This is a genomic window from Ignavibacteriales bacterium, assembly GCA_016214905.1.
Classification (GTDB): Bacteria; Bacteroidota; Ignavibacteria; order UBA10030; family SZUA-254; genus PNNN01.
This window is the reverse complement of sequence record JACRMQ010000001.1, coordinates 149,264-172,346: the sequence shown is the minus strand read 5'-3', so window position 1 is coordinate 172,346 and position 23,083 is coordinate 149,264. Positions and strand designations below refer to the sequence as shown.

General features: G+C 41.2%; 16 protein-coding genes. All 16 read right to left on the bottom strand.

Translation table 11 applies throughout. From position 1 onward, the window contains the following. Positions 1–429 precede the first annotated feature (429 nt). The 16 genes from HZB59_00765 to HZB59_00690 all read right to left on the bottom strand — a co-directional run bounded on the left by HZB59_00765 (position 430) and on the right by HZB59_00690 (position 23,070). A complete protein-coding gene (locus tag HZB59_00765) occupies positions 430–765 on the bottom strand; it encodes a hypothetical protein (protein ID MBI5019946.1) in 336 nt (111 codons plus the stop codon). Between the two features lie 196 nt (positions 766–961). Beyond that, complete coding sequence (locus HZB59_00760; GenBank protein ID MBI5019945.1) at positions 962–2,065, bottom strand: T9SS type A sorting domain-containing protein; 1,104 nt, start codon at positions 2,063–2,065, stop codon at positions 962–964. A gap of 255 nt (positions 2,066–2,320) precedes the next feature. Beyond that, positions 2,321–3,037: a hypothetical protein gene (locus tag HZB59_00755; GenBank protein MBI5019944.1), complete on the bottom strand. Its 717-nt coding sequence runs from the start codon at positions 3,035–3,037 to the stop codon at positions 2,321–2,323. Position 3,038: 1 nt separating this feature from the next. Then, on the bottom strand, positions 3,039–3,425 hold the full coding sequence (locus HZB59_00750) for a hypothetical protein (GenBank protein ID MBI5019943.1): 387 nt from the start codon (positions 3,423–3,425) through the stop codon (positions 3,039–3,041). Between the two features lie 69 nt (positions 3,426–3,494). Beyond that, positions 3,495–3,662: a hypothetical protein gene (locus HZB59_00745; protein MBI5019942.1), complete on the bottom strand. Its 168-nt coding sequence runs from the start codon at positions 3,660–3,662 to the stop codon at positions 3,495–3,497. Continuing rightward, positions 3,643–4,074: a hypothetical protein gene (locus HZB59_00740; protein MBI5019941.1), complete on the bottom strand. Its 432-nt coding sequence runs from the start codon at positions 4,072–4,074 to the stop codon at positions 3,643–3,645. Before HZB59_00740 ends, HZB59_00745 begins: the two co-directional genes overlap by 20 nt. Positions 4,075–4,301: 227 nt before the next feature. After that, positions 4,302–4,721 (bottom strand): DUF4431 domain-containing protein, encoded by a 420-nt coding sequence (locus tag HZB59_00735; protein ID MBI5019940.1) that lies wholly within the window; start codon positions 4,719–4,721, stop codon positions 4,302–4,304. Positions 4,722–4,888: 167 nt separating this feature from the next. Then, entirely contained in the window at positions 4,889–5,566 is a 678-nt protein-coding gene (locus tag HZB59_00730; protein ID MBI5019939.1) for a hypothetical protein, read from the bottom strand. 168 nt (positions 5,567–5,734) lie between these two features. Next, a complete protein-coding gene (locus HZB59_00725; protein ID MBI5019938.1) occupies positions 5,735–6,325 on the bottom strand; it encodes a hypothetical protein in 591 nt (196 codons plus the stop codon). A 374-nt stretch (positions 6,326–6,699) separates the two neighbouring features. Further along, positions 6,700–7,626, bottom strand: coding sequence for a tyrosine-type recombinase/integrase (locus HZB59_00720; GenBank protein MBI5019937.1), 927 nt, complete (start codon positions 7,624–7,626; stop codon positions 6,700–6,702). A gap of 1,446 nt (positions 7,627–9,072) precedes the next feature. Beyond that, the gene (locus HZB59_00715; protein ID MBI5019936.1) at positions 9,073–11,073 is read right to left on the bottom strand and encodes a T9SS type A sorting domain-containing protein; all 2,001 of its coding nucleotides are present in this window, start codon (positions 11,071–11,073) and stop codon (positions 9,073–9,075) included. 27 nt (positions 11,074–11,100) lie between these two features. Continuing rightward, a complete protein-coding gene (locus HZB59_00710) occupies positions 11,101–16,350 on the bottom strand; it encodes a right-handed parallel beta-helix repeat-containing protein (protein ID MBI5019935.1) in 5,250 nt (1,749 codons plus the stop codon). A gap of 428 nt (positions 16,351–16,778) precedes the next feature. Next, positions 16,779–18,068: a T9SS type A sorting domain-containing protein gene (locus HZB59_00705; GenBank protein ID MBI5019934.1), complete on the bottom strand. Its 1,290-nt coding sequence runs from the start codon at positions 18,066–18,068 to the stop codon at positions 16,779–16,781. 30 nt (positions 18,069–18,098) lie between these two features. Further along, positions 18,099–18,635: a T9SS type A sorting domain-containing protein gene (locus tag HZB59_00700; GenBank protein MBI5019933.1), complete on the bottom strand. Its 537-nt coding sequence runs from the start codon at positions 18,633–18,635 to the stop codon at positions 18,099–18,101. A 59-nt stretch (positions 18,636–18,694) separates the two neighbouring features. Further along, complete coding sequence (locus tag HZB59_00695) at positions 18,695–20,830, bottom strand: hypothetical protein (protein ID MBI5019932.1); 2,136 nt, start codon at positions 20,828–20,830, stop codon at positions 18,695–18,697. Positions 20,831–20,892: 62 nt separating this feature from the next. Continuing rightward, positions 20,893–23,070: a choice-of-anchor D domain-containing protein gene (locus HZB59_00690; GenBank protein ID MBI5019931.1), complete on the bottom strand. Its 2,178-nt coding sequence runs from the start codon at positions 23,068–23,070 to the stop codon at positions 20,893–20,895. Positions 23,071–23,083: the final 13 nt, after the last annotated feature.

Sequence of the window (23,083 nt, the reverse complement as noted above, 5' to 3'; positions counted from 1 at the left end):
TTATGGTTAGAATTCCGTGGATTGAGTCTTTCCAATTTTTGCCATAAATAGTGATTTGGAGAGTTGCGGAAACCGTCTTTGAAAGCTGGACATTTTTGCTTGAAGAAAACAAGATGTTTTTCGGAAAAGCAACTCCGGAAAGGAGCAGAGAGATGAATAGGGTGACATGTATAAGGCGAGTCATGATTATTCCGTTATATAGGATTCGTTGTTTTTGTCATTGCACCTGCATTGCACATAACGTATAGCAAAATCCACGCATTTATTTTTGTCGTGGTTTTGCATGTTGTGCGCCGTGTGTAAAAACAACTTTTATTTTAATAAAAACTATATGAGACATAAAAATAAATTTAATAGTGATAACCCAATTGCAGTTTGGTTAATGGAGTTAACCACATGGTCGTTAAAATCTATAATATTCTGGTTGCTTTATTTGCTTATAGTTCGTGCCAGTGATTTGGCAAGATAAGATAGACCAAGTAACCAAAGAAAAATAACAAGCGGTATCAGAAAATATATGACTGGTAGTTGGATGTATGAAGCGAAATCTTTGAGACCATTAATTTCTCCACCGCCGTTTCCTGCATAATAATTAATGAAATCGGCGATGCCTAAATTCCAGCACAACATTGATGCCGCAAGTGAAATATTAATAATATATAGATAAAGGAAAATTTTTAAATATTTTTGTGGTGATGAAATAGCAAGCACGGTAGCACCGCCAAGCAAAGAAACTGCAATTGGTAACACTATATAAAGAAACATAATTTATTTATCCGATAGAAATAGTGAATAATAATTACACATGGCGTACAACGTCTCGGCAAACAGCGCAATATTTTTGTCCCAAGGGGATCACTTCGTGATGAACCTATAATTCTCATTCTCGTGAACAAAAGTATTGAGCTACCATGATTAAACTCCGTGCGTCGTTGTTTGCCGTGTTATGTGCAGTTGCCCATTACCTGAGCAATGCGAGTTTCTTGATTTCAACATAGCTGCCAGCTTGCAGCCGATAATAGTAAACACCACTTGCCAGATTGTATGCATTGAAGCTCACCGTTTTGTAACCAGATTCTTCAACTCCATTCACCAGCGTTGTCACTTCTCTGCCAAGCACATCAAATACTTTGAGGGTGACGTGGCTTTGTGTGGGAAGCTGGTAGCTTATTGTCGTGCTCGGATTAAACGGGTTGGGGTAGTTCTGCGAAAGAAAAGACCCTGGCGGTACTTGATTAGTCTCTTCATCTACGATCCCCGTTACACCGCCGTTAGTCGTGTGGAGGATTGTCCCTTCAGTTCCAACTGTCCAACCATAATTAGCATCAATAAAGGATACTGCTGATAGCCATTTTGTTGTTCCGCTAGTCTGAGTAACCCAGTTCTGTCCTCCGTCTGTTGTTCGTAGGATCATACCTGAATCACCCACCACGGTTCCTATATTAGCATCTATAAAGGATACTGCTGATAGCCATTTTGTTGTTCCGCTAGTCTGAGTAACCCAGTTCTGTCCTCCATCTGTGGTTCGTAGGATAGTTCCAATCGGATTCCCACTATCATATTCTATTCCGACGGCAGTACCGTTGTTTAGATCGGTAAGGGATACTCCATAGAGGACACCATCAGCTCCAATTAACTGGCTAATCCAGTTTTGTCCTCCGTCTGTTGTTCTTGCGATTGCCATAAGCAAGGAGTTGAATTTGTGATTGACACCAACAGCAATGCCCATGTTTGAATCTGTAAAGGAAACATCAGTAAGATGTTGGATATAGCTGACGTTTTGATAGATCCAGTTGTGTCCCCCATCTGTTGTTCTTAAGATCAGCGCATCATCAGACGATGCACCAACGATAGTTCCGTTATTTGAATCTGTAAAGGATACGCCATCAAGCCAACCGGTTGTACCGCTAGCCTGAGTGATCCAGTATTGTCCTCCGTCTGTGGTTCGCAGGATTGTACCTGAATCACCAACAGCCCAACCTACAGTCGATGAAATGAATTGGACGCTGTTGAGTTGGTGACCTGTTGGCAATGGATTCTGCAAGAACCAACCACTCTGAGCCATCGATTCTTGCGAAAGAGATAATAGGATAAAGAGCAGTGTCCCAGAGATTGTAGAAACTCCACGCATGGTGTTAACTCCATTCATTAATATCGTAGAAGGGGCAATTGCACATAACGTCTCGCATAAAAATGACGTGCCGTTGCGAACTACAATAAAATAATTTCCGAGAGCAACGGTATGTTCCACTAAGCGAGACGTTCGATTTTAATATGTTAAGTTTCTGTTCCATTTTTATGCGTGTTAGCCGCAGTTGCATCATTCGTTTATCAAAAGCCTTGTGAATGTGTAAAGTAGTCTATAGTTGAGATCGGCAATATCCTTGTATAGAATAATGTGTTTTGATTGAAGATCGAATGGCACTCCAGAGAGCTCCTTTGAAACGATGATCGTAGGTTTGCCAATAGCATGAGCTAGACCTAGTTCATAAAATACATTAGGGTTACGTCCATCAATGTTTGCTATGATAAGTCTTGCAGCAAGCATTTTCTCAACAATAAATTTGAAGATATCGCCTTGAACAAATTCCTCGTCTCCTCGGAGGGCGATTAATCCTACCTCTCTGCATGCGTGGACAATCGCATCAAATGTTTGCTTCTTATCTTGATGAAATGGTGTTAGGACAAAAACGAGATTCTTTTGCACTTTTATCTTCGATTGATTAATTCCAAGCTGTTTGAAAAAATCGGGAGTAATTGATTCTTTAACCCTAGCATAGTCGCTTTCGATTTCTGGTTTGTAGGATAATAAAAGATGATTTAGATCCTTCCACCGTTCTTCATTTGAAAGCAACCGATCGTTCAAATTGTACAAGTTGCGTTCAATGTGTTCACGCATCAATGACAACTCAGCAGAACTTTTTTGTGCTTCCATCCTACGATATTTCTCTTGACGAAAAATCCACAAGGCTAAAAGCAATAAGACAGCCAAAACGACTAGAAGTATGACAGACGTAGTAAGCAGTTCAATATTCATATTACTTGACGATAAGTTGAGTTAATTGGACGAAAAATGGGATTGTTAATATGAAGTTTGTCAGTCCCAATCCGAGAGTCTTTGTGATATTCTCCTGTTCCTTGAAGGCAATCGAGGCGTAACGCCAAACTAGTATGACAATTATAGAGACGAGAAACTGAAATAGTATCATTCCAAAGCCAACCTTGAGGTCAGCACCCGCCTTAAAAATGTAACTAACATTCAACGCAATGCTTACAAATAGTAAGTCAATTGGAAGATCTAGGAGGAAATCGACGTAACTGATTTCATCGACATGTTTACCTATCGAGTGCTTCAATCCTGATTTGATAAGTAGTATGATTATCGGAATCAGTACTGGAAAATAATTAAGCAAGAAATCAATCATAGAGTTTTGTTCTTAAGGTGATGCAATTGCGGCTAACGTGCTGCAAAAGTACGCAATGCTGGAGCGAACTCATAACAAATCCATTATCGTGAACGGAAGCATTGAGCGAATCACGACTCGATGTCGGGATTCGCTCATGTAGACTTTGAGCGTCGTACTTTTGCGTGTTAGCTGAAGTTGTTTTGCAACAGCTTCGACAATGCTGTTAGAATTAGTCTTATGTAGTGACTTGATCATTTGATTTACTCGTATTGAAGATCATAAAATAAGAAACAAATATAAGAACAACTGGTATGAGAAGTATCAAAGTATCTGGACCCGAGACGGCCATTTTCAGTCCTAACATTGGATTTACATTTGCTCTAGCAATGTGTTGGCCCAAAAAAATATACAAGTAACCGGCTCCGATTACAAAGAACAAGGAACCTAACCAATTGATAATTCCTTTCCGCTTTGGATACTGTAATGTGCAACGGTAGCCAGCGTAGCAAGAAATTAGTGAAGGTGTGGTGGCTAGTAGTAGTAGCCAAGCCATTTCTGAATTCTCTGCTTTCATAGCTCGATTAAAATAGATGAAGCCGTAAACTAATATGACTACACCTAATACTACGAATAAAAGAATCCCTTTTTGCTGTTTTTGTTCTTCCATGTTGTTTGCTCCATTTTATGTTCATTTATGTGTGCTTCGTTGCAAAACAATTTTCAGCTAACGTTCTGCAAAAACATGCAACACTTTTGCGAACTCAAATGAATTAATTTTCTGAGAGTAAAAGTGTTGAGCGATTCGAGACTCAATGTCGAAGAATCGCTCAGGAAACCTTGTTTGAGCGTCATGTTTTTGCTTGTTAGCCGCAGCGCCGCATAGTGAATCATTAATTACTGTTCCTTAATTTCCTTCGTGGTCAATAGGACTCTCGTATGATGATGACCTGTAATAGAGTGAAAGAGAGTTCCTGTTACGATAACCTTACGACCAAGAAGTTTATGATAGCTTTTGTATTGGTGCTGTTGAAGAACTAAATGCATGCGTTTTACATTGTATTCAGTTTCATTTACTTGGTCAGTGTCTGATGCAGCTACACAAACCGACCGTTGAAGTTTTAGTATCCAACATGTTTCCGGCTCATCTCCATTTTTGATGCTCTTATAATTCGGACGACCCGGGAATATTTGCCTTTCGATGACTCCTGTCAGTGTGACTACCGCTGGCTCATAACGAAGACAATTCGATAGTTGAGTACAGACGTACTCGTGATACAAAAGAACAAGGATTACCGTGATAAAAAGTTTTTTCATCTAACAATCAATATTGTGGCGGCGTTGCGGCTAACGTCTCGGCAAACAACGCAATATTTTTGTGAACCTATAATTCTCATTGTCGTGAACAAAAATGTTGAGCGAGGCTTTTTCTAATCATGATTTTTCCAGCGTCGTTGTTTGCCGTGTTATGCGCAGTTTTGGCTTCAGTAGAGTATCTCAATTCCTGAAATCTTAAATAACTTGTTCGCTTGGAGAAATTCAGGTTTGGCAGTCTTGAATATGTCGTAAAAGTACGAAATGACATCAACCGCCACCTGCGGGTATTCCGTGTACGGTTTCTCCGAAAAGAGTCGTTGAGCAAGCTCGTTAAACTCAACATCCTTCGGTACTGGATGAATTATGCGATGTCTGGCATTTTCAAGTTCAAGTAACTTCGCCCAGAGTTCTTTTTTCTCGGAAGCGATCGATGGAATCTTGTGAGCCTTGCAAATCTGCTTGATCCGTTCGGTCAAGTCCCTCAAATCAGTCTTCTTTAATTCATCAAACTGACTCTTGATTCCATACTTCTGATAAAAGGTATCGTACAGAGCGACGTACTGTCTTGAAGGATCAAGCTTCTTGACTTCCTCGATTGCATCGTGCGCATACCGAGAATGGCTCCAGATGTTGAATATCTCGTAATTGACGAATGCTTCGATTGTCGCATAACTGAAAACTGTAGAGAGTGCTGCAAAAGCGAAGGTGGTGGTTGCTCTGGAATCTTGGTTGACTTGGTCGGGAACTGCAACGTTACTTGTTTTTGAATGAGCCGTCGCTTTGACGTAACTCCTTGCCAACTCAAGGTAAGCTTGGATTGCACTGATCTTAATTGTCTCTTGCATACTTCCTCAATTTGTGAAGCCAAAATTGCGTATAACGTATGCAATAAAAACGAATGTATGAAGCGAACTACAAACAAATATCTTAGACCAAAATGTGAGTGGAATATTTTTCATTTCACGTTTTTATTGCTGTTATGTGCAGGCAACCCCACGAGTTTATTTTCATCATTACTTAGCCCCAACAAAGACCTTAACTTCTCCCGGATTGGCGATATTTGTTCCATCACCAGCAAGAGCGTTTATCCCAATATCTTTGAAAGCAAGAAGAAGTTGATCGGCATAGGCGGGATGTTGACCCGAGCCGACAATGACAGTAATAAACCATGGATCGGGGGCTTCCTTGAAAACATAACCAAGTGGCATATTGTAGGCAGAAATTGTGAAACCTGCGGATACAAGCAGCGATCTAATTTCTTCGGTGAATTTGATGGTTTCAGCGGCTTGACCAGAGTGTTCGAGAGCAACTGGTCCCTTGGTGGTTTTACTGAGAAATTTAATGAATCGTTCACGTTGCTCAGTTGTGAGTGTTCTTGGAGCGAGACGGTGTTCAAGCTCGGCGGTTTTGATTTTGGTTTGTTTAAGTTCGGCTTCCGTTGCATTGAGTCGCTCTTGCGCTTTGAGTTTATCTGCCCGCTGAACAACAAGCAGTTTGTCGGCGACATAGTAACTGCCGAATGTAATCAAGAGACCGACAGCAGTAACGCTCAGACCAACCCAACGGAGGACACTTGCCCAGTGTTGGAGTTCATCTACGGTCATTGGGATATTCTCCTATCATTAATTGTATTTCTATACTCAGTATATGTTTTCGGATATGTGGGTGCTATCATAAAATATTACCAGAAAAGTAGATTATAATGAATCATACTAATACCGTGGGGTTGCTTGCACATAACGTTGCGCGGGAAAAACGAAGTGGGCGGACGAGTCGAAGACTCGGACGAACATTGGAGTTACATTGGAGTTTTTCCCGATGATGGGCGACGTTCGCGGAGCGAACGGCTCTTCGCCCATCGAGGGCGTAGCCCGCGCAACGATGCGCAACGCTTTGAGCGAAGCACGAAGTGCGGAGCGAATGTTGCGCATCATCTGTAATGACGCAATATTGCGTCATTACTGTTTTTAATTTTCGCTTATTTAAGCAGTTTTTGTGTTCCATGTTGTATTTTATGTTCGTCTTTTGTTTTCAGGAAATCAAGCGGACTTCGTATTCGCCCAAGTCCTTTTGGGCTAACATGTGTGTATATCTCTGTTGTCTTAACGCTTTGGTGCCCTAACAATTCCTGAATATACCTTAAATCGGTTCCGTGATCTAATAAATGTGTGGCAAACGAGTGCCGCAGTGTGTGCATCGAAACTTGTTTAGTAATGCCACTTGTATGTATTGCTCTTGCTAAAACTGCTTGAATACTGCGCGCTGCCAAATGTTTATCTGTTGTTTCTCCGGGGAATAGCCAACCGCTTGTTCCAAGCTTATACTTTTTCCAATACTCAATCAACTGTACGCGAAGCGATTCGGGAAACACTGTGAACCGATCTTTCTTACCCTTCGCGTTACGAATATGTATAAGTCCGCGACTGCCATCTATATCTTCTATTTTTATTCTAACCAATTCACTTACTCTTAAACCGCTTGCGTACGCTAACATTAACATTGTTTGATGTTTTAAATTAGGCACTGCTTTAAATATTCTTAAAACCTCATCCTCGTTCAATACATCGGGTAATTTCTTCTCTCTCATCGGTCTATGTATAGCACCAATAACAAACGATTTCTTGTACAATTCAACATATAAAAACCGCAAAGCATTGAATACTTGGTTCACCGTACTTGCAGCAAGTTTCTGATTCATTATCAAGTGCAGTAGATATTTTTTAATATCTTCTTCTGTTATATCGCGAGGATGCTTTGGAGAAAAATATTTTATAAAAGAACGTAAATTACTGATATATGCTTTTATCGTTTTATACGAGTAGTTCCGCAGCCGCATCTCGCGGCGAACTGTTTCATAAAAATTTGAAACAGGTGCAACTCTTCTTATATCTTTTACATCCAACATCTTTGAAAATTCTTATTCGCAAGCTTATCATCATACCCACACGTACAAACTTATCCCAACATGAAATTCTACACCGTGTGAGCTCTCTCAATATCAACCCGTATCTTCCTGATGTTTAAATTAGGAAACATTCTACAAAGAGTCAAGCAAAATATTTACCTTCGGATACAGTTATTTTAAATCTCTCAATTTCTGGTAATTAACCAAATATCCATATTTTAATACCTTTTCCTCATTTCCTGATCGGTATCTGCCATTTATTCGTCAAAATATGCCATTGCGTCAGTCGCTAAATCCATTTCTTCACTTTATTGTGTCATTGCTTCACTTTAAAATGTCATTGCTTAGGTTTATTGTGTCATTGCTTCACTTTAAAGTATCATTGCTCAGGTTTATTGTGTCATTGCTTCACTTTAAAGTATCAATGCTTAGGTTTATTGTGTCATTGCTTCACTTTAAAGTATCATTGCTCAGCTTTATTGTGTCAATGCTTCACTTTAAAATGTCAGTGCTTAAGTTTATTTTGTCATTTCTTCACTTTAAAGTGTCATTGCTTAGCTTTATTGTGTCAATGCTTCACCCTTTTGCTTCATTTCTTCGCCTCATCGCTTCATTTCATCAAAAGTTTCTTCCATTGCACAGGCATTAATTGGCATTGCGTCACATCCCTCCGCCATTTCTTCACAATCCTCTTCCATTTCCTTACGCAATTAGTTAATATTTTATTGTTGGGAGGGAGCTTTGCTCCCGACCGAAACTATCGGCGTACAGGTCGGGAGTAGTCACGAAGTGATCTGCCGAAAATTGCGGCTACCACCTAAATCTTACTTATTGGTCAGCCCCACGAAAGGAATGGTCAATATTTATTTTTATAATTGCCTCCGCAATCATACTGCTGTCAATCAGCAATTATCAAACTCCGCTTTGCGATTCCATAATAATATTGCTACTTACAAGGAATGGAATCGCCTTGAATGTTGACTGCTTTCATCTGCCACCGTTTATGATTGCGGAAAGTTCTCTTTTTTATCCGCCTCCGGCGGAGTTACTTTTCCCGCTCTTGGATTCCGCTTATAAGCGGGATTCAGAAAGCGGAACTCTTCAAAGAGAAAGTAACATCGTGTAGCCGCAATCTCCTCCCGGCTTTAACCCGAGATGATTGCGTATAATGCCAAATAGCGCGGACATTTACCTTTAGACACCCAATAAATGTCCGCGGCTACGTCGGGTTTAGCTTCATAAAACAAAAAACGGCTCACGTTTTTGCGCGAGCCGTTTTGTTTAGGGGTTGACCAAAAAGTACTTTACTGTCACTCCCGCATGTTTTAAGCGGGAGTCCAGTCCCCAGATTTATTCAGATTCCTAGATTCCCGATAGAAGCATTCGGGAATGACAACACTAAATTTACTTATTAGTCAGTCCCTCTACATGGTATAGAGATTTATTTTACTTCATCAAAATTAATTTCTTCGTTTCACTATATTTACCGGCATGAATGCTATAGTAATAAACTCCGCTTGGTATATTACTCGCATCCCATTTCACATTATAAGTACCCGGACTCAACACCTCATTCACCAAGGTTTCAACTTCTCTTCCCAATGCATCATATATCTTTAGAATTGTCAATTGAGAATTGCCAATTGTAAATTGACAATTTGTAACAGGGTTGAACGGGTTCGGATAGTTCTGCTCTAAAGAATATTTCATCGGTTGTGTAGGCTCTTGATCATCGACTGCCGTTGTGCCGACTGTTATCTGTCCGTTAGATGGAAGTGCTAATGGTTTTCCTTCGTTCAGCAGTTGTGACGTAAAGTTAACAGGATAAGAGCCGAGAGGAGCTGATGAAGATATTTTGTATCGTATCTTCAACAAAACTCCCGGTCCGGTTACAGGTGTAGCTCCGGCAGCAGTGATATTCACACTTCCCGCTGTGGGTGTTGCCATCGCAACCATTCGACCTTCGAATAATGTCCCTGCCGTAATAACCTGCAAAGGTGTTAAGTAGCTCGCGTTATGAGTGAGTGTAAGCTGTGTTGAAAAAACACCCGCAGGATACGAACCAATTTCCACAGCCACTTCAACCGAATCTCCTGCCGCACCGGTAACGTTGAGTAAACGGATTCGCATATCGTACAGCGTAATATTTCCGCTTGTACCTGTTGCACCAACTGAATCTATAACCAAAACATGAACGATTCCGCTCTTCAATGCTTTCAGTTTTCCGGTTGATGAGATTGTTGCAAGTGTAGAATCGGTTACAGACCAAACCACAGGAGGTGTAGCTCCGCCCGAAACATTGAACTGCAAAGAATCTCCGGCAACAAGTATTGCTGTAGATGGAGTAACTGTTAGATTAGCGCGGAGTAGGGGAGTGAATGTTCCGTTTCTAATATTACCCGTTATGCTTTCGTTGAACATGATGTTGGATAGCTGAAGCGATGATCCGTACGTGTTCACTTCTGTTATTTTAAAACGGATGAATGCGAGTATTGATGTCCCCGAGCCGTTCAATCGTGAAGTATCGCTTGCGAATGCCATTGTTATTTTCCCCGCGTCGAAATGAATAACGGGGGAGGGAAATAACGATAGCAACGATCCACTTGTGATAACATCAAGCGCAGTCAGGATGTTCGTGTTATATGTAACAGAAAATATACCTGACTTAATATCAACCAAACTCAAATCGCTGATATAAATCGGAATGTTGATTGTTTGTCCTTGCAGGTACGATGTGTCGCGAATTGTCAACTTGAACGACCTTACTTCAACCAACCCTGTTGTATCTGTGATTCCGTTACTATCAACCGCAACAACCTGGCAAAAGCCGCCGTGTTGTGAGGTCAATAAACCGCTCGGGTTGATAGTTGCAACAAACGGATCGGTTGTGTACCAGCTATAAGGAATCTTACCACCGCTCGCGCTGAATTGCGCAGTTTCACCAACTGTCAGCAGCGCTGTATTTGGGGAAACAGTTATGATCGGTAAGTTGAGAATATAGATGGTTCCGTTTCTCACGATTGTGGCAGGAGACCCTTCATTGAAATATGCTCTAACAAATTGAAGAGAACCCGATGACCAGGTCGAGGTAAGCGGGAACGATGCTTTGAGGTATAGTAATATTCCCGTCCCCTCAAGTGGTGCGGTTCCGGCGCCTGCAATTGTTATTTTTCCGAGTGAAAGATGAAACGCGGGAGCGCCCCACCCCTCGGTCATCGATCCGATTGTGATAACCGAATCGATCACCATTGCACCTGCACTGTAATTTATATCAAGCTCAAACGATTTTACATTCAAACCGGTAACACTGCTGTCGATTCTAACCGGAATGTAAACAGTGTTGCCGCGCGTGATTGTTGAATCGCGGAACGAAACCCTTATTGGTCCCGCCATTAAAGGCAGGACCAGTAGAGTTCCGAGCAATATGATGAATATGATTTTTTTCATTTTTGTTTGCTCCTTATTTAATTTGAATTATTTCATGAGGAGCATTTTCTTTACGCTCGTGAAGTTTTTATTTCCGGTGGCTGATATTCGGTAGATATACATTCCATTCGCAACCGGAACGCCTAGGTTGTTTGTTCCATTCCAATCGATCTGATATTCGCCCGCAGATTTAGATTCATCAACGAGTGTGGTTACTAATTCGCCGATCGAGTTGTAAACCCGAAGTGTGATATGTGAACCATCTTCCGGTATTTGATATCGGATTGTGGTTGTTGGATTGAACGGATTCGGATAATTCTGATCTAACGCGAATTCAGTCGGCTTACCATTGATCGTAATATCACGGTTAACCGCGGATGAACTGAAATCGACTTCGTTGATGAGCAGTTTGGTGAATGTGATTTGAGATTTCACCGACCCGCGCACCTCACGGGCAATATCGAATGTAACAAACAGAAGTTCGCCGTCAATATCGGTAACCTTATCGCCCGCTATCGCTATAATCAGTGAACCGTTATCTGATTTATTCTGCATCAGCATAGTAGAAACACCGGATGCGAGTTTTATTTCTTTTGGTATCAGGATTTTTGAATCGTATTTCAATCCAATATCAACCGATGCTAAATTATGCAAACCACTGACTCTTATCGGTACGGTAACGGAGGAAACTGTGGTTGTAACCGGATTCCCGAGTTCAACCGTTGAAGCGCTAACTCGCGGCAGTGTAGAGGGAATATTTTTTCCCAGTTCGCTCGGGAAGTTTAAAATGTTACCGACAACATACTGGAGAATAAGCGACGCATCGAATGAAGTTATTCCTCCGGCTGCGCTTACATCGGCAATCTTTTGCTGGATTGAGTTGAGCGGATATGTAAAGGGATCGACTACATATTGCAAAATTACCGTAGCATCATACGCCTGTACAAATCCGTTAAGACTCACATCACCTGCTATAGGTTGTTGCGCACCAATTTCTCTGTAAGGCAAATACCGAACGCTATCGGTAACAGCATCACCTGTTCCTGTTGGATTATCTTTGTGTGTCGGTCCCGAATTATTTCCCCACCAATTATAGCGGGCATCGATATTGAATGTTTTATTAACGTTATTGACACCGTAATTTGAATTCTGGAATATATCGCAGTAATTGATCACCGGTTTTGCAGAACCCGTTGCTTTTATCGCATCATAGTTCTTCGAGAAGGAGGAGTACATAATCGTCGGACTTGCATTATTCGCTGTTACCGCAGCTGTACTGTACGATAAACCGGCATATCTGAATATGCAATTTTTTAAACGGCAAAGCGGGTCGAGTGATTCATCCTGATATGTAATTCCAAACCAGCCATTATAGCTGCTGTAAGGTGAAGTTGCTGTTGTATCTGCGTTGGTATCACCGCCATAAAAATCATCGCGGTAATCTGTAAATACGATAGCACTATCCGGAGTTGAACCGCCTTCTGCAATCAGCCCTTTTCTGACGGTCATACCTGTCCATGAAAAGAACTTAATAACTAAACCGGGAGAAAAGGTAAGAACCGCTCCGGTTCCAATATTGTAATTTCCGAAAAGGTAAGGAATATTTGTAATGCCTGCGAAATCTCGCTTAACCAATGTTACATCTTGAACGAGTGTTTCGTTATCAAGAACACCGATTGCTTTATACGTTGAACCGGATATTATATTGTTCGCGGTTGAACGTGGATACGATACAAGTGATGTGCGGAGCGGAGCGTATGTGAGGTTACTGAAAACGCACGTATCGATTATAGGATCGGAAACACCCTGAAGGTAGACGCCCCAATTATTCTTATCGAACGCTGTATTGGTAATTTTAGGCGAACTGCTCAACGTTGTAATACCGCCTTCACGGTAGCGGATTATCGCATGATTCACGATGCTGATGCTATCGTTACTGATATCCGAGAAATAAATTCTCTGGCTGCCTTGAATTGTTGGCTTCGTTAATGAACCGTCTCCTTTCGAATCTGCCGGATTTCCGAATGTATCGTCCGCATCATCTGTGAAGATTACAGGATTAGAGTTTGTACCGTTCACTACAAGCGCGCCATTGATGGTGAAGTCTCCATTCTTGAAAACAAGACCTTCCGGAATTGTCAGCACAGTTCCTGAATTGACTGTGCACGTGGTGTACAAGTAGTATGTAATGTTATCGTACCCTGCAAAATTTCTTACCGGGATAGTATCGTCAACAGAATAATTTTCCGGAACAATGCCAAGAGCCATATATCCGATATTCAAAGCAGAGATGTTCGTAAATGTCGGGTTTGAGAACATACTCATGGCAACCGGACAGCCGGATATATTATTTATTTGAAGGTTAGAAAATGTGGGGTTCGCACTACCAAAGACACCAATTGCAGTTGTATTCGACTGCTGAATAACAGAGCTATCTACAACAACTTTGGAGTTTGTTACTCTGATCACTCCATAAGTATAGTTATACGCATACACTCCGTTGCCGCCATATCTAAATTCACAATTTTTAAATGAATTCAGTGAATCGGCAGATGAGCTCACAAAATCTATTACATTCCAATTTCCGCGGGCAGGTTGAGTGGCGTTTCCATCATTGTTCGTGTCTCCTCCATCCGCGTCGTCGGGTAATGATGTAAAAATAATTTTCTGTACTGCAGTACCGTCGGCAATTAGCGCACCCTGAACTGCAATGCCGCTGTAGCCGTTGTTTACAAACTTGATTACTACCTCGGGTGCGATGGTGAGAACCGCGTTCGGAGCTATGGTCAAATTGCCGACTATGTACGCAATGTTATTTATTCCTGCAACATCGCGAGTGTTAAGAGTTGCATTTGATGAAAGAGTGCCTTCCAGAATTCTAATACCTTTGCTGCCATTAGCAGCAAAAGTAATATTTAAAAATGTTGGATCAGATGTTAACGACATCGCGATTGGATCCAAACGGCAATTGATGATATCAACACCATCGATGGTTGGTGTTGCACCGCCGTCGCACTGGATACCATAATTATAAATATCGCTTAGTATGGTGTGCGATAATGTTCCGCCGGCATTTGTAAAAGTCACTCCGGCATATTGGGATCCTCCATATTTTATCAAACAACTATCAATGAGGCAGAATCCATCATCACTCGTTGCGAGAAACTGAATTGTTTGCCAATTACCCCAAGTCGGGGAAGTACCGGCACCGTCGCCGTTTGTATCGCCGGGATTTCCGAAATTATCATCTTTAAGAGATGTAAAAACAATTTGTCCGCCTGCGGTTGTTCCTTTGGCTCTGAATCCACCATTGACGTAAATTCCCGATCCGTTTACTTTGATGATAACACCCGGATCAATTGTCATATTTGTGCCCGAATTAACCGTGAGGTCTTCAAGCAAAACGTACGTGATGTTATCATATCCCGCGACGTTACGTTTCCGGATAGTTCCATCGAATCCCAAATTTTCACCCACTATTCCTAAGGCAGTCCATGTGGTGTTGATGAAATGAACTCCGCTGAATACAGGATCGGCAGAAACCGAAAGCGCGATCGGGGTATATGTGGTGTTGATAATTGTATCGTTGATGATTTTGGGTCTTGAAGATTGAAAAGCATAAATACCGTAATATGTATCTTTTAAAACACAATTCGATATCGTTGGATGTGTGCCGACAGTTGTTACTGTCCCACCGCTAATATATCGGGTATTGTAATATGAACCTGGAAGACTTGCGTATTGGAATCTACAATAATTTAAAATGGAAGTTGTGTCACTTCCTTGTTCAAAAACAATTCCACCCCAGTCACCTTTGGTCGGTGTTGTTTGTGTGCCGTCTTTGTTTGAATCTCCCGGATTACCAAAATTATCGTCTTTTGCAGATGTAATTACGATCATGCTGTCGGGAGTAGCATTCGCTGTTAATTTCCCTTGAACAATAATACGATGGTAATTGCTGTATCCCTTAATTACAATTCCTTTATTGATTGTAAGACTGTTGCCAACCGGAACAGTTACTGCTTCGAGAAGGAGATAGGTAACATTTGGTATCGATGTAACTGAGCGGATTGGAAGAACCGCGTTCGCCGGAAGGGTTCCACCCAGCAATCCGATTGCATCATAAGCATTATCGGAGAAAGAGAATGTGTTATTCACAAAATTTGGATTTGCGGAAAACGACATCGCGATCGGTACCATTACGCTCGAACCGATTGTGTTATTTATAAAATTAGGATTGGAAACATATTGCATCATTGCGCCGTAATAATTGTTTGCCATGTCGCAACTATCAATCGTCGGACTTGCATTATACATCGTGATGCCGCCGATGTTTCCTGAACCGGCAAATGTTATTTTGCAGCGGGTCATTAAACAACTACCGTCTATACTTGCGTCCTCGAAAACTACACCATCCCAATTCCTTGATGCCGGAGCGGTGGCAGTTCCATCCGCATTTGTATCACCACCCAGGTTGTCGTCGAGGTAACTGCTGAATTGGATATTATTTCCTGATGAAGCGACGGCATTAAGTGAACCAACCACGTCTAAGCGTCCGCCGCTTGTGAACTTCAACATATTTCCCGAAGCGATATGCATTGAACCGCCCGCATACACCATGTAAGATCCTAAAACATAAGGAATATTTACGGTATCGAGAACTAATGAATTCGAGTTGCCGGAGTAACTCAACGAAATTCCGTTATGGGTGTTTCCGGTAAGAATATTGCCGTTGTTGAAAATTAAAGAACCTGCTCCGTTGTAAACAATGGGCCAATCGCATGAAGCAATATTACTATTGGTTATTGTTGCCGCACCTGAAGTGTTCAATAATAATCCATAATTTTTACTGCTCATAATATCTGTACCGTTGATCGTTGCCGATCCCCAATAAACATAAAGGTTGGGATTTGCAGAAGGGAAGTAACTTGTTCCACCATATCTTATTTTGCAAGTATCAAACTTCGCGATGCCGCTGCTGCTGTTTCCGACTTGAATATAATTCCAGTCTCCCTTAGCCGGAGTTCCACCAACAGTATCTTTCCCGGAAGTAAATAGAACATGTCTCGCGTTTAATGTTCCGTTTACATACAATCCTTGATTACTCTGAAATCGAACCGTAACACCGGAATCGATAGCAAGAGTTTTGTTTTGGGGGATCGTTGCATTAGAAGTTACGATGTATGGACTCGCGGTGCGCGTCCATATTGTATCCGTTATCGTTCCGGATACAAATGTTTGACTGTACAGCGATGAGACTGACAGTAAAACGAAAAGAATCGTTAAAACATTTTTCATTGCGGGCTCCTTATAATTGTTGATAAATTAATGAAAGTGATATTCTATGTCCATTGAGTTGCATAAATGAGTAGAGAATTAGATTACTATTATATTTTGGGGGAATAGACGCTGAGATGGAATTCGGAGGATACACAAAGCACCTTGGTGCAATGTATTTCCTTGGTGGATATATTTTTTGAAATGATATACCACGATGATCGGTACTTATGATGAGAAGAACGAGTTACTATTGATTTATGATAGCGTTAAGATAACGAACATCTATCAAATTGTCAAGGGAAAAAAAGAATTACTAATAATGAATCATACAACAGGATTAATCTGCCATTGGTTCCATTTAGTAAGAATTATATGCTGATATTGCACTGTTATTCATATTTTAACCATTCCCTTTATTGATTCAGTGAATGGTTTTGACAAAAATATTATTTCAGCACCATTAATATCTTAGTCTCAGCGATGCTCCCAACCTGTAGTCGGTAATAATAAACACCGCTTGAAAGGGTGGAAGCGTTAAACTCAACTTCATAACTTCCCCACTTCTTAACTTCATTCACTAATGTTGCTACTTCTTGTCCGAGGAGATTGTATACCTTCAGAGAGACCCAGCTCTCAATTGGTAATTGATAATTGATAATTGTCAACGGGTTGAATGGATTGGGATAATTCTGAGATAAAAAGAACTTGGCTGGTGTTGTCGGATTTTCTTCGACATTAACTATAGGACTTCGATACCTGAACACGCCGCTGCCAAATGTTGAGATATAAACATCGCGATGATCAATTGGATTGATGACAATGCTTGAGATGCCTTTTGTACCAAGCGGTGCAGGAATATCTTGCCATGTCATTCCTCCATCGGTGGATTCGAAGAAGCCTATACTATCTGGCGATGCAATACCACCTGCATAGATATGATTCGGATACGATAGATCAACTGCAAGACCTCTTACATAAAATGGTGTGTCTGTCAATCCTGTGCGTTCCCAATTGATTCCTCCATCAGTAGATTTTATCACAACACCTTCCATTCCTGCATACACAATATTGGAATCTGAGGGATCAAATGCTAAAGAGTTGCATGCATTATCACCGGCGAGATTGGGATACATCAGCGTCCAGGTACCTCCGATGTCAGTAGATTTTGCGAGGAAGGGCCAGAATATATTTGTTTCACCACCGATCCATATTTCGTATTGGGGTGAAACACGAACGACATTTATTACCGCTCCTTCAAAAACCTTCTCCCAGAAATCGGTTTTCTTCCTGAAAACTGATCCGGATCCACCGGCAAAAGTTTCTCCACAAACTTGTGGTGTTGGGATGCCATCTATCGATTTGATCGCCCATGTATCCGGGTGGTTCATTCCACTATCGGTGATATTCCAGGTATCGTTAAACCAACAATAGACAAGCGTTGAATCACCCGCAGGGCGATTTGGTTTTACACCAACCGTAACTGCAAATCCAATCGGTCCCACTTGGTGAGGATAAACGGTACGGATATTTTTTCCCTCTAATCCAATCGGTATCCATATCGTATCGGGTAACGAGCATTTGAATACACCATTCCTATCCGTGGATGCGTAAAGTGTGCTCCCATAAAATCGCAGATCGGTGACGGTCATCCCGTCAAGACCAAATGGTACCAACTGCGTCATTCCACTCTGCGCATTGAGAATGATTAGCACAAGTGTAAAAATTATCTTTCGCATAAGTCCTTATTCCGAAATTGTTCTGAAAAACTATTTAAGAAGTAGAAGCTTCTTTGTAGAAACATAATCACCCGCCACGAGACGGTAGAAAAATACACCGCTTGCTAATAGCGTTCCATCGATTCTCAAATCATATCTTCTAGCATCCTTCTGTTCATCTAAAACCATAAGCACTTCCTGTCCAAGCATGTTATACACTTTCAGATTTACATGCGATTCTTTCGGAAGCTCGAAGTGTATTGTAGTTGTTGGGTTGAAGGGATTCGGATAGTTTTGCCAGAGCGAGTAAGAGGCAGGCAGTTGTTCTTGATTCTTTCCATCAAGAACTGTGTTTCTGAATAATGTATCGGCGAGAAAGCCGCTTATAATTTGTGTGTTTGATTGCTGAGTTGTGCCGACAAAGTTTTGCCCGACAACTGATTTGACCATGGTGTTCCCGGATTTTAGTTCAGCATATCGCATGTTGAAAGAATACCAAATGACATTTGTGTTTTGAGAAAAGGCAACATGGATGGCCAAGATAGTGTATGAGACTATAATAAATTGAGTAAAGATTTTCTTATTCATATGAAACTTCTTTTCATTTACATGAATTCTAGAATCATCATTATTCCTCATTGCTTCTGTTATCGATTATTTTCTAATGGTCTCATCTCCCTCTCTTCCTCCAACTGCTGCAGATGCTGAGACGATGTAACACGTTGTCGTTCATGTTCAGCTTCCAGTTCAGCGGGAGTCAATCCTTTCACTTGAGTAAGCCGTTGATTTTCAAATCCTTTTCGCTTGATAACTATCCGATAAGAAAATGAATTATTGCTACCGACCGGACCAACAACATCGAATGAGGCCGCTCTTCGATTTGCAACCGCTAATACGATTGGTTCATTGTGAGGGGTGAGAAATACATGATACGTTGTCGATGTATTTACCGTTTGTGCATAAAGAGGATCGATCTTGATTGTTATTTTTCCATTGATTAAGTGACCCTCACCGAAATCTTCAAACCAATTTTCAGGAGATTCCTGGCAGTAGAGAGCATGAAAAGAACCATCGTCGGTTTGCACTGCTGCACTCTTGGTTCCACCATAAACATATAAATTATTACTCACACCAAGATCACCCTGAAAATAACCAGCCCAACCGGAGATCGGAGCCCGCGCATATACACCATATTTTGTACCGGTTCCATAATCCTCAGCGTTGAAATATCCACTATAGACTTTTCCGGTAGAAGAATTAAAAGTATTACTATATAATCCATAAGTTGAAGAATCGGACCCACCGGTAGTAAGGATATCAACACCTGTATTTTTCCCGGTTCCACTCCAAGCAATTGCTTGGAACCTGCCACCATAGACTTCACCATTCGAACTATTTTCTGCACTGGCATATATACCTGTGGTGTGATTACCAGATGGTGAAGAACTATTTGCCCAACCTTGGAGAGCGATGTGGACTCCATTGCCTGAATCACTTGTGCCGAAAGAACCACCGTACGCGAAACCATGGGAAGCATTTGACGCATATCCCGAAACGCCACACACATAATATGCTATCGATGTCGTAGCCGTACCATAAGATCCGTAATGATATCCATCTGCTAATGGTCGTGTTTCAAAGTATCCACCATACGTAAAATTGTTACCAGTCCATGTGCTATTTTCGGCATAACCGTAAACACCATAATGTTTACCCGATCCTTCAGGTGCAGCCTTGAAATAACCACCATACGTACTTCCACTAGAAGTATTTTGGCCAGTGCCAAAAAATCCATACTTTGGTGATGTCGAACCACCTTGAGTTTCACCAAGAACTCCTGTCATTCCTAAACCACGAATCCCGATTCCATTATCACTTTCTCCGAGGATCCCGATTCCGCCACCGATATTTCTTCCCCACACACCCGCCCAATTATCACTTTGGTTCCATCCGACTACCGCGTTCCAATTGTCAGCACGTCCGTACACTCCTGCGCTTAAACCTTTATTCTCTCCATAAATTGCCGGTCGCCATGTGGAATGGCTATAATTTTTCGCGCTGAGTGCATATCCACCTCCTGAGGAAGAATCATTGTTCGTAATCTGTACGATCGGGCTATTGTAGATAGTTCCTGATACATTCGCGCCAGGCAGAAGAGTAGCGGCACTCACTGCCGTACCTGCAATTCGTGCGCTGTCAACATATCCTTGTGCCGGTGTTCCTCTTGCATACGACGCTGTATCTGCATACGGCGCTGTAAATGTGGGTACAACATCAACACGTTGGATTGTGCCATCAAGAATTTTTTGACTTGTGATTGAATTGTGAGGAATAGTCCCTGCAATTCGTGCACTGTCAACAAACGGTTGTTGCGGGGAGGAGATTGCAAATTTTGCTGTGTCCGATTTTAAAGAATATAAACTGTAACCAACTGCCGTGAGTGGAATCCGAGGTGAGAGTTCCGGCTGACTCGCAATCTGGATGCTCAGCCAGTATGGCTTATCGAATTTTATGGTTGGATTAAAAATAACTTGATCGCCAAGCATTGTTGCAAATAATCCTCGCTCTACGTCTAACGTTTTTACTTCTGTCCACAATACACTTCCACTTGATTCTGCCTCATACAGTCGGAAGGTCAGACTGTAACTTCCATCAGGTTTCGGATTTCCCAAACTATCCGTCAACACGCCTTGATAGGATAGAGTGCGAGGGATTTGAGAGAAGCTTAGCCAAGAGCAGAGGGCTAAGAGCGACATGGTAAAAAAGAGATTGTGTGGTTGCATAAATTCTCCGTTAACATTTTGGATTTAGAATTGTTTGATAATTTAATGATGGATTATTTAAGTCATTTAAGAAGTACGAATTTCTTTGTCGATACATAATCACCTGCAATGAGACGGTAGTAATACACACCGCTTGTTAATCCGCCGGAGGCGGACGATCCATCGAACACAGCTTCATATCTTCCCATCTTCTTATCTTCATTCACCAATGTTGCAATCTCCACACCCAAAACATTATATATCTTCAATGTCACCCAATTGTCAATTGGTAATTGATAATTGATAATTGTTGACGGATTAAAGGGATTGGGATAGTTTTGGGTTAGAGCAAAGTTTGATGGCAAATCGGTCATTTCATCAACAGAAGTATTGATTTTAACTTCGAGAGTTCCGTTGTCAAAACCCGATGCGATATTTTGATTTGCCGTATTTCCGATAATGATATTTTTGAGTTCTACTGGGTAAATGCCGGTATCTGTTGGGAGATTAACATTAAATCTTACTACTTCTCCAGAATCGTCGAGAAATGCAGCTTGCGTCAGTGAGAAAGCTAGAATTCTTATATCGCCATTCGAAAGAATGCTTGCGGAGACAGAGTGATCCTGCGCTCTCAAACTTAATTGTACTGTTCCAGTTTGAAATATTATCGATGGCGGTAGAGCCACATCGAATTGAAATCCAACGAACTCTTCATCGTTAGCAATTCCAAATGAAATCGGTATTACTGTGTTTTGTTCTCCTGATGCAGATATAACATGCAAGCGATTCGGAATAAAAACCGTTGCTGCAAGATCGATGTACGATGGATTTGTTGTAACATCATTATGGAGTAATGTAAATCTCTTAGAATAAATCCCTTTTTCCTTATTATGAAATAGAAAAAGAAGTTGAGTCGAGGAAGAAGGAGGCAAATAAAGTGGAAATATAGATTCTATCCAAAAAGTAGAATCTCCGCCCGTAATAGAATTTATTTTTAAACTATCGCTGCCGATATTGGAAATTTGTATTGAAGCGAGAGCAGTATCAAATATTGATACATTCCCAAAATTAATTATACTGCTATCGAAGTGAATTTTTGGTGAAGCAATCTCGACTGTTCCTCCATATGATGCTGAAAGAATATTTGAAACTGTAGAATCTCCGATCAATGCATTGCTTATTGGAATTGGATAGATACCTCCGGCTCCTTCGACTTGAAACGTTAACTCAGCAATGTCGCCATCAATGTCTGAAAAAATACTATTGGTCGGAGAGAAAGCAATGATTCTTAATCTGTTACCTGTGATCGTATCAGCGGAGATCAGATGGTCGACTTTTCTTGTAGTAAGTTGAGGCGAGCCGGGAATAAACTTCACCACCGATGGAAGTGCGAGCGTAAACTCGAAAGCCGTGAACGGTTCCATGTTATTTATGCGAACTTTGAGGATTGTTTCATATCCTGACCTGCCAAATGTAGAACCGATCCTAACTTCATTCACAGCGTACGCGTGAGCAGATGTATGAACAATTTTTAAGGTATCATCCGGATCATCGCTGGTAATTCTTAGTGTCCCCGACTTATTTCCCTTAACCAACGGTTGGAAACGCGCTACCCGATTGATAAAACCACTTGCTGGTATTACTATTTGGCTAGTGTCTTCAAAATAAATTTCGGGATGAGTGGAATTTAGGTCCGTCATAGAGAGTGGTTGGTTACCCTGATTTGTAATTGTGATTGTGCGGACTGATGATTGCAATAACGGAATGCTTCCAAAGTCAAGCGAATCAACATCCAATTTAATATCAGGAGCCAGGAGTAGATACTGTCCTGATCGTGAGTTGGTCAGAATATTATTTTCTGATGAATCGCCGAGAATTGGATCGATAAATGATAGATTGAAAGTCCCCGGCTTAGCGCTTGTGGCAGCATTAAATGTCAGTATAGTTCCAGTATTTCCCGAAAAAGGATTGAGAGTTAAAGAATAACAAACGATTCTTATTGTGCTTTGATCCAATAGAGTGACAGCAAGCTGATGTCCATTCGCTCTTGATGTAAGCTGTGCAGAACCTGTAATATATGTCAGGACATTTGGCAGTTCAACATCAAATTGGAAAGCTACAAATGGTAGTGAGTTTTCAACTTTTACTGAAAACTGAACAGTTTGTCTTGGTGGAGATTGAACACTATCGATCCAAATTGTATTTTGTCCCGTAGCGGCAGATAGCAGCAGTAGGTTTAATATGATTATGTATTTGACCATATATTTTATCACT

Bases quoted from the DNA above. Each gene is read 5' to 3' on its own strand.
- HZB59_00765 (MBI5019946.1), bottom strand. From the start codon at position 765: ATGTTTCTTTATATAGTGTTACCAATTGCAGTTTCTTTGCTTGGCGGT.
- HZB59_00760 (MBI5019945.1), bottom strand. From the start codon at position 2,065: ATGGCTCAGAGTGGTTGGTTCTTGCAGAATCCATTGCCAACAGGTCAC.
- HZB59_00755 (MBI5019944.1), bottom strand. From the start codon at position 3,037: ATGAATATTGAACTGCTTACTACGTCTGTCATACTTCTAGTCGTTTTG.
- HZB59_00750 (MBI5019943.1), bottom strand. From the start codon at position 3,425: ATGATTGATTTCTTGCTTAATTATTTTCCAGTACTGATTCCGATAATC.
- HZB59_00745 (MBI5019942.1), bottom strand. From the start codon at position 3,662: ATGATCAAGTCACTACATAAGACTAATTCTAACAGCATTGTCGAAGCT.
- HZB59_00740 (MBI5019941.1), bottom strand. From the start codon at position 4,074: ATGGAAGAACAAAAACAGCAAAAAGGGATTCTTTTATTCGTAGTATTA.
- HZB59_00735 (MBI5019940.1), bottom strand. From the start codon at position 4,721: ATGAAAAAACTTTTTATCACGGTAATCCTTGTTCTTTTGTATCACGAG.
- HZB59_00730 (MBI5019939.1), bottom strand. From the start codon at position 5,566: ATGCAAGAGACAATTAAGATCAGTGCAATCCAAGCTTACCTTGAGTTG.
- HZB59_00725 (MBI5019938.1), bottom strand. From the start codon at position 6,325: ATGACCGTAGATGAACTCCAACACTGGGCAAGTGTCCTCCGTTGGGTT.
- HZB59_00720 (MBI5019937.1), bottom strand. From the start codon at position 7,626: ATGTTGGATGTAAAAGATATAAGAAGAGTTGCACCTGTTTCAAATTTT.
- HZB59_00715 (MBI5019936.1), bottom strand. From the start codon at position 11,073: ATGAAAAAAATCATATTCATCATATTGCTCGGAACTCTACTGGTCCTG.
- HZB59_00710 (MBI5019935.1), bottom strand. From the start codon at position 16,350: ATGAAAAATGTTTTAACGATTCTTTTCGTTTTACTGTCAGTCTCATCG.
- HZB59_00705 (MBI5019934.1), bottom strand. From the start codon at position 18,068: ATGCGAAAGATAATTTTTACACTTGTGCTAATCATTCTCAATGCGCAG.
- HZB59_00700 (MBI5019933.1), bottom strand. From the start codon at position 18,635: ATGAATAAGAAAATCTTTACTCAATTTATTATAGTCTCATACACTATC.
- HZB59_00695 (MBI5019932.1), bottom strand. From the start codon at position 20,830: ATGCAACCACACAATCTCTTTTTTACCATGTCGCTCTTAGCCCTCTGC.
- HZB59_00690 (MBI5019931.1), bottom strand. From the start codon at position 23,070: ATGGTCAAATACATAATCATATTAAACCTACTGCTGCTATCTGCCGCT.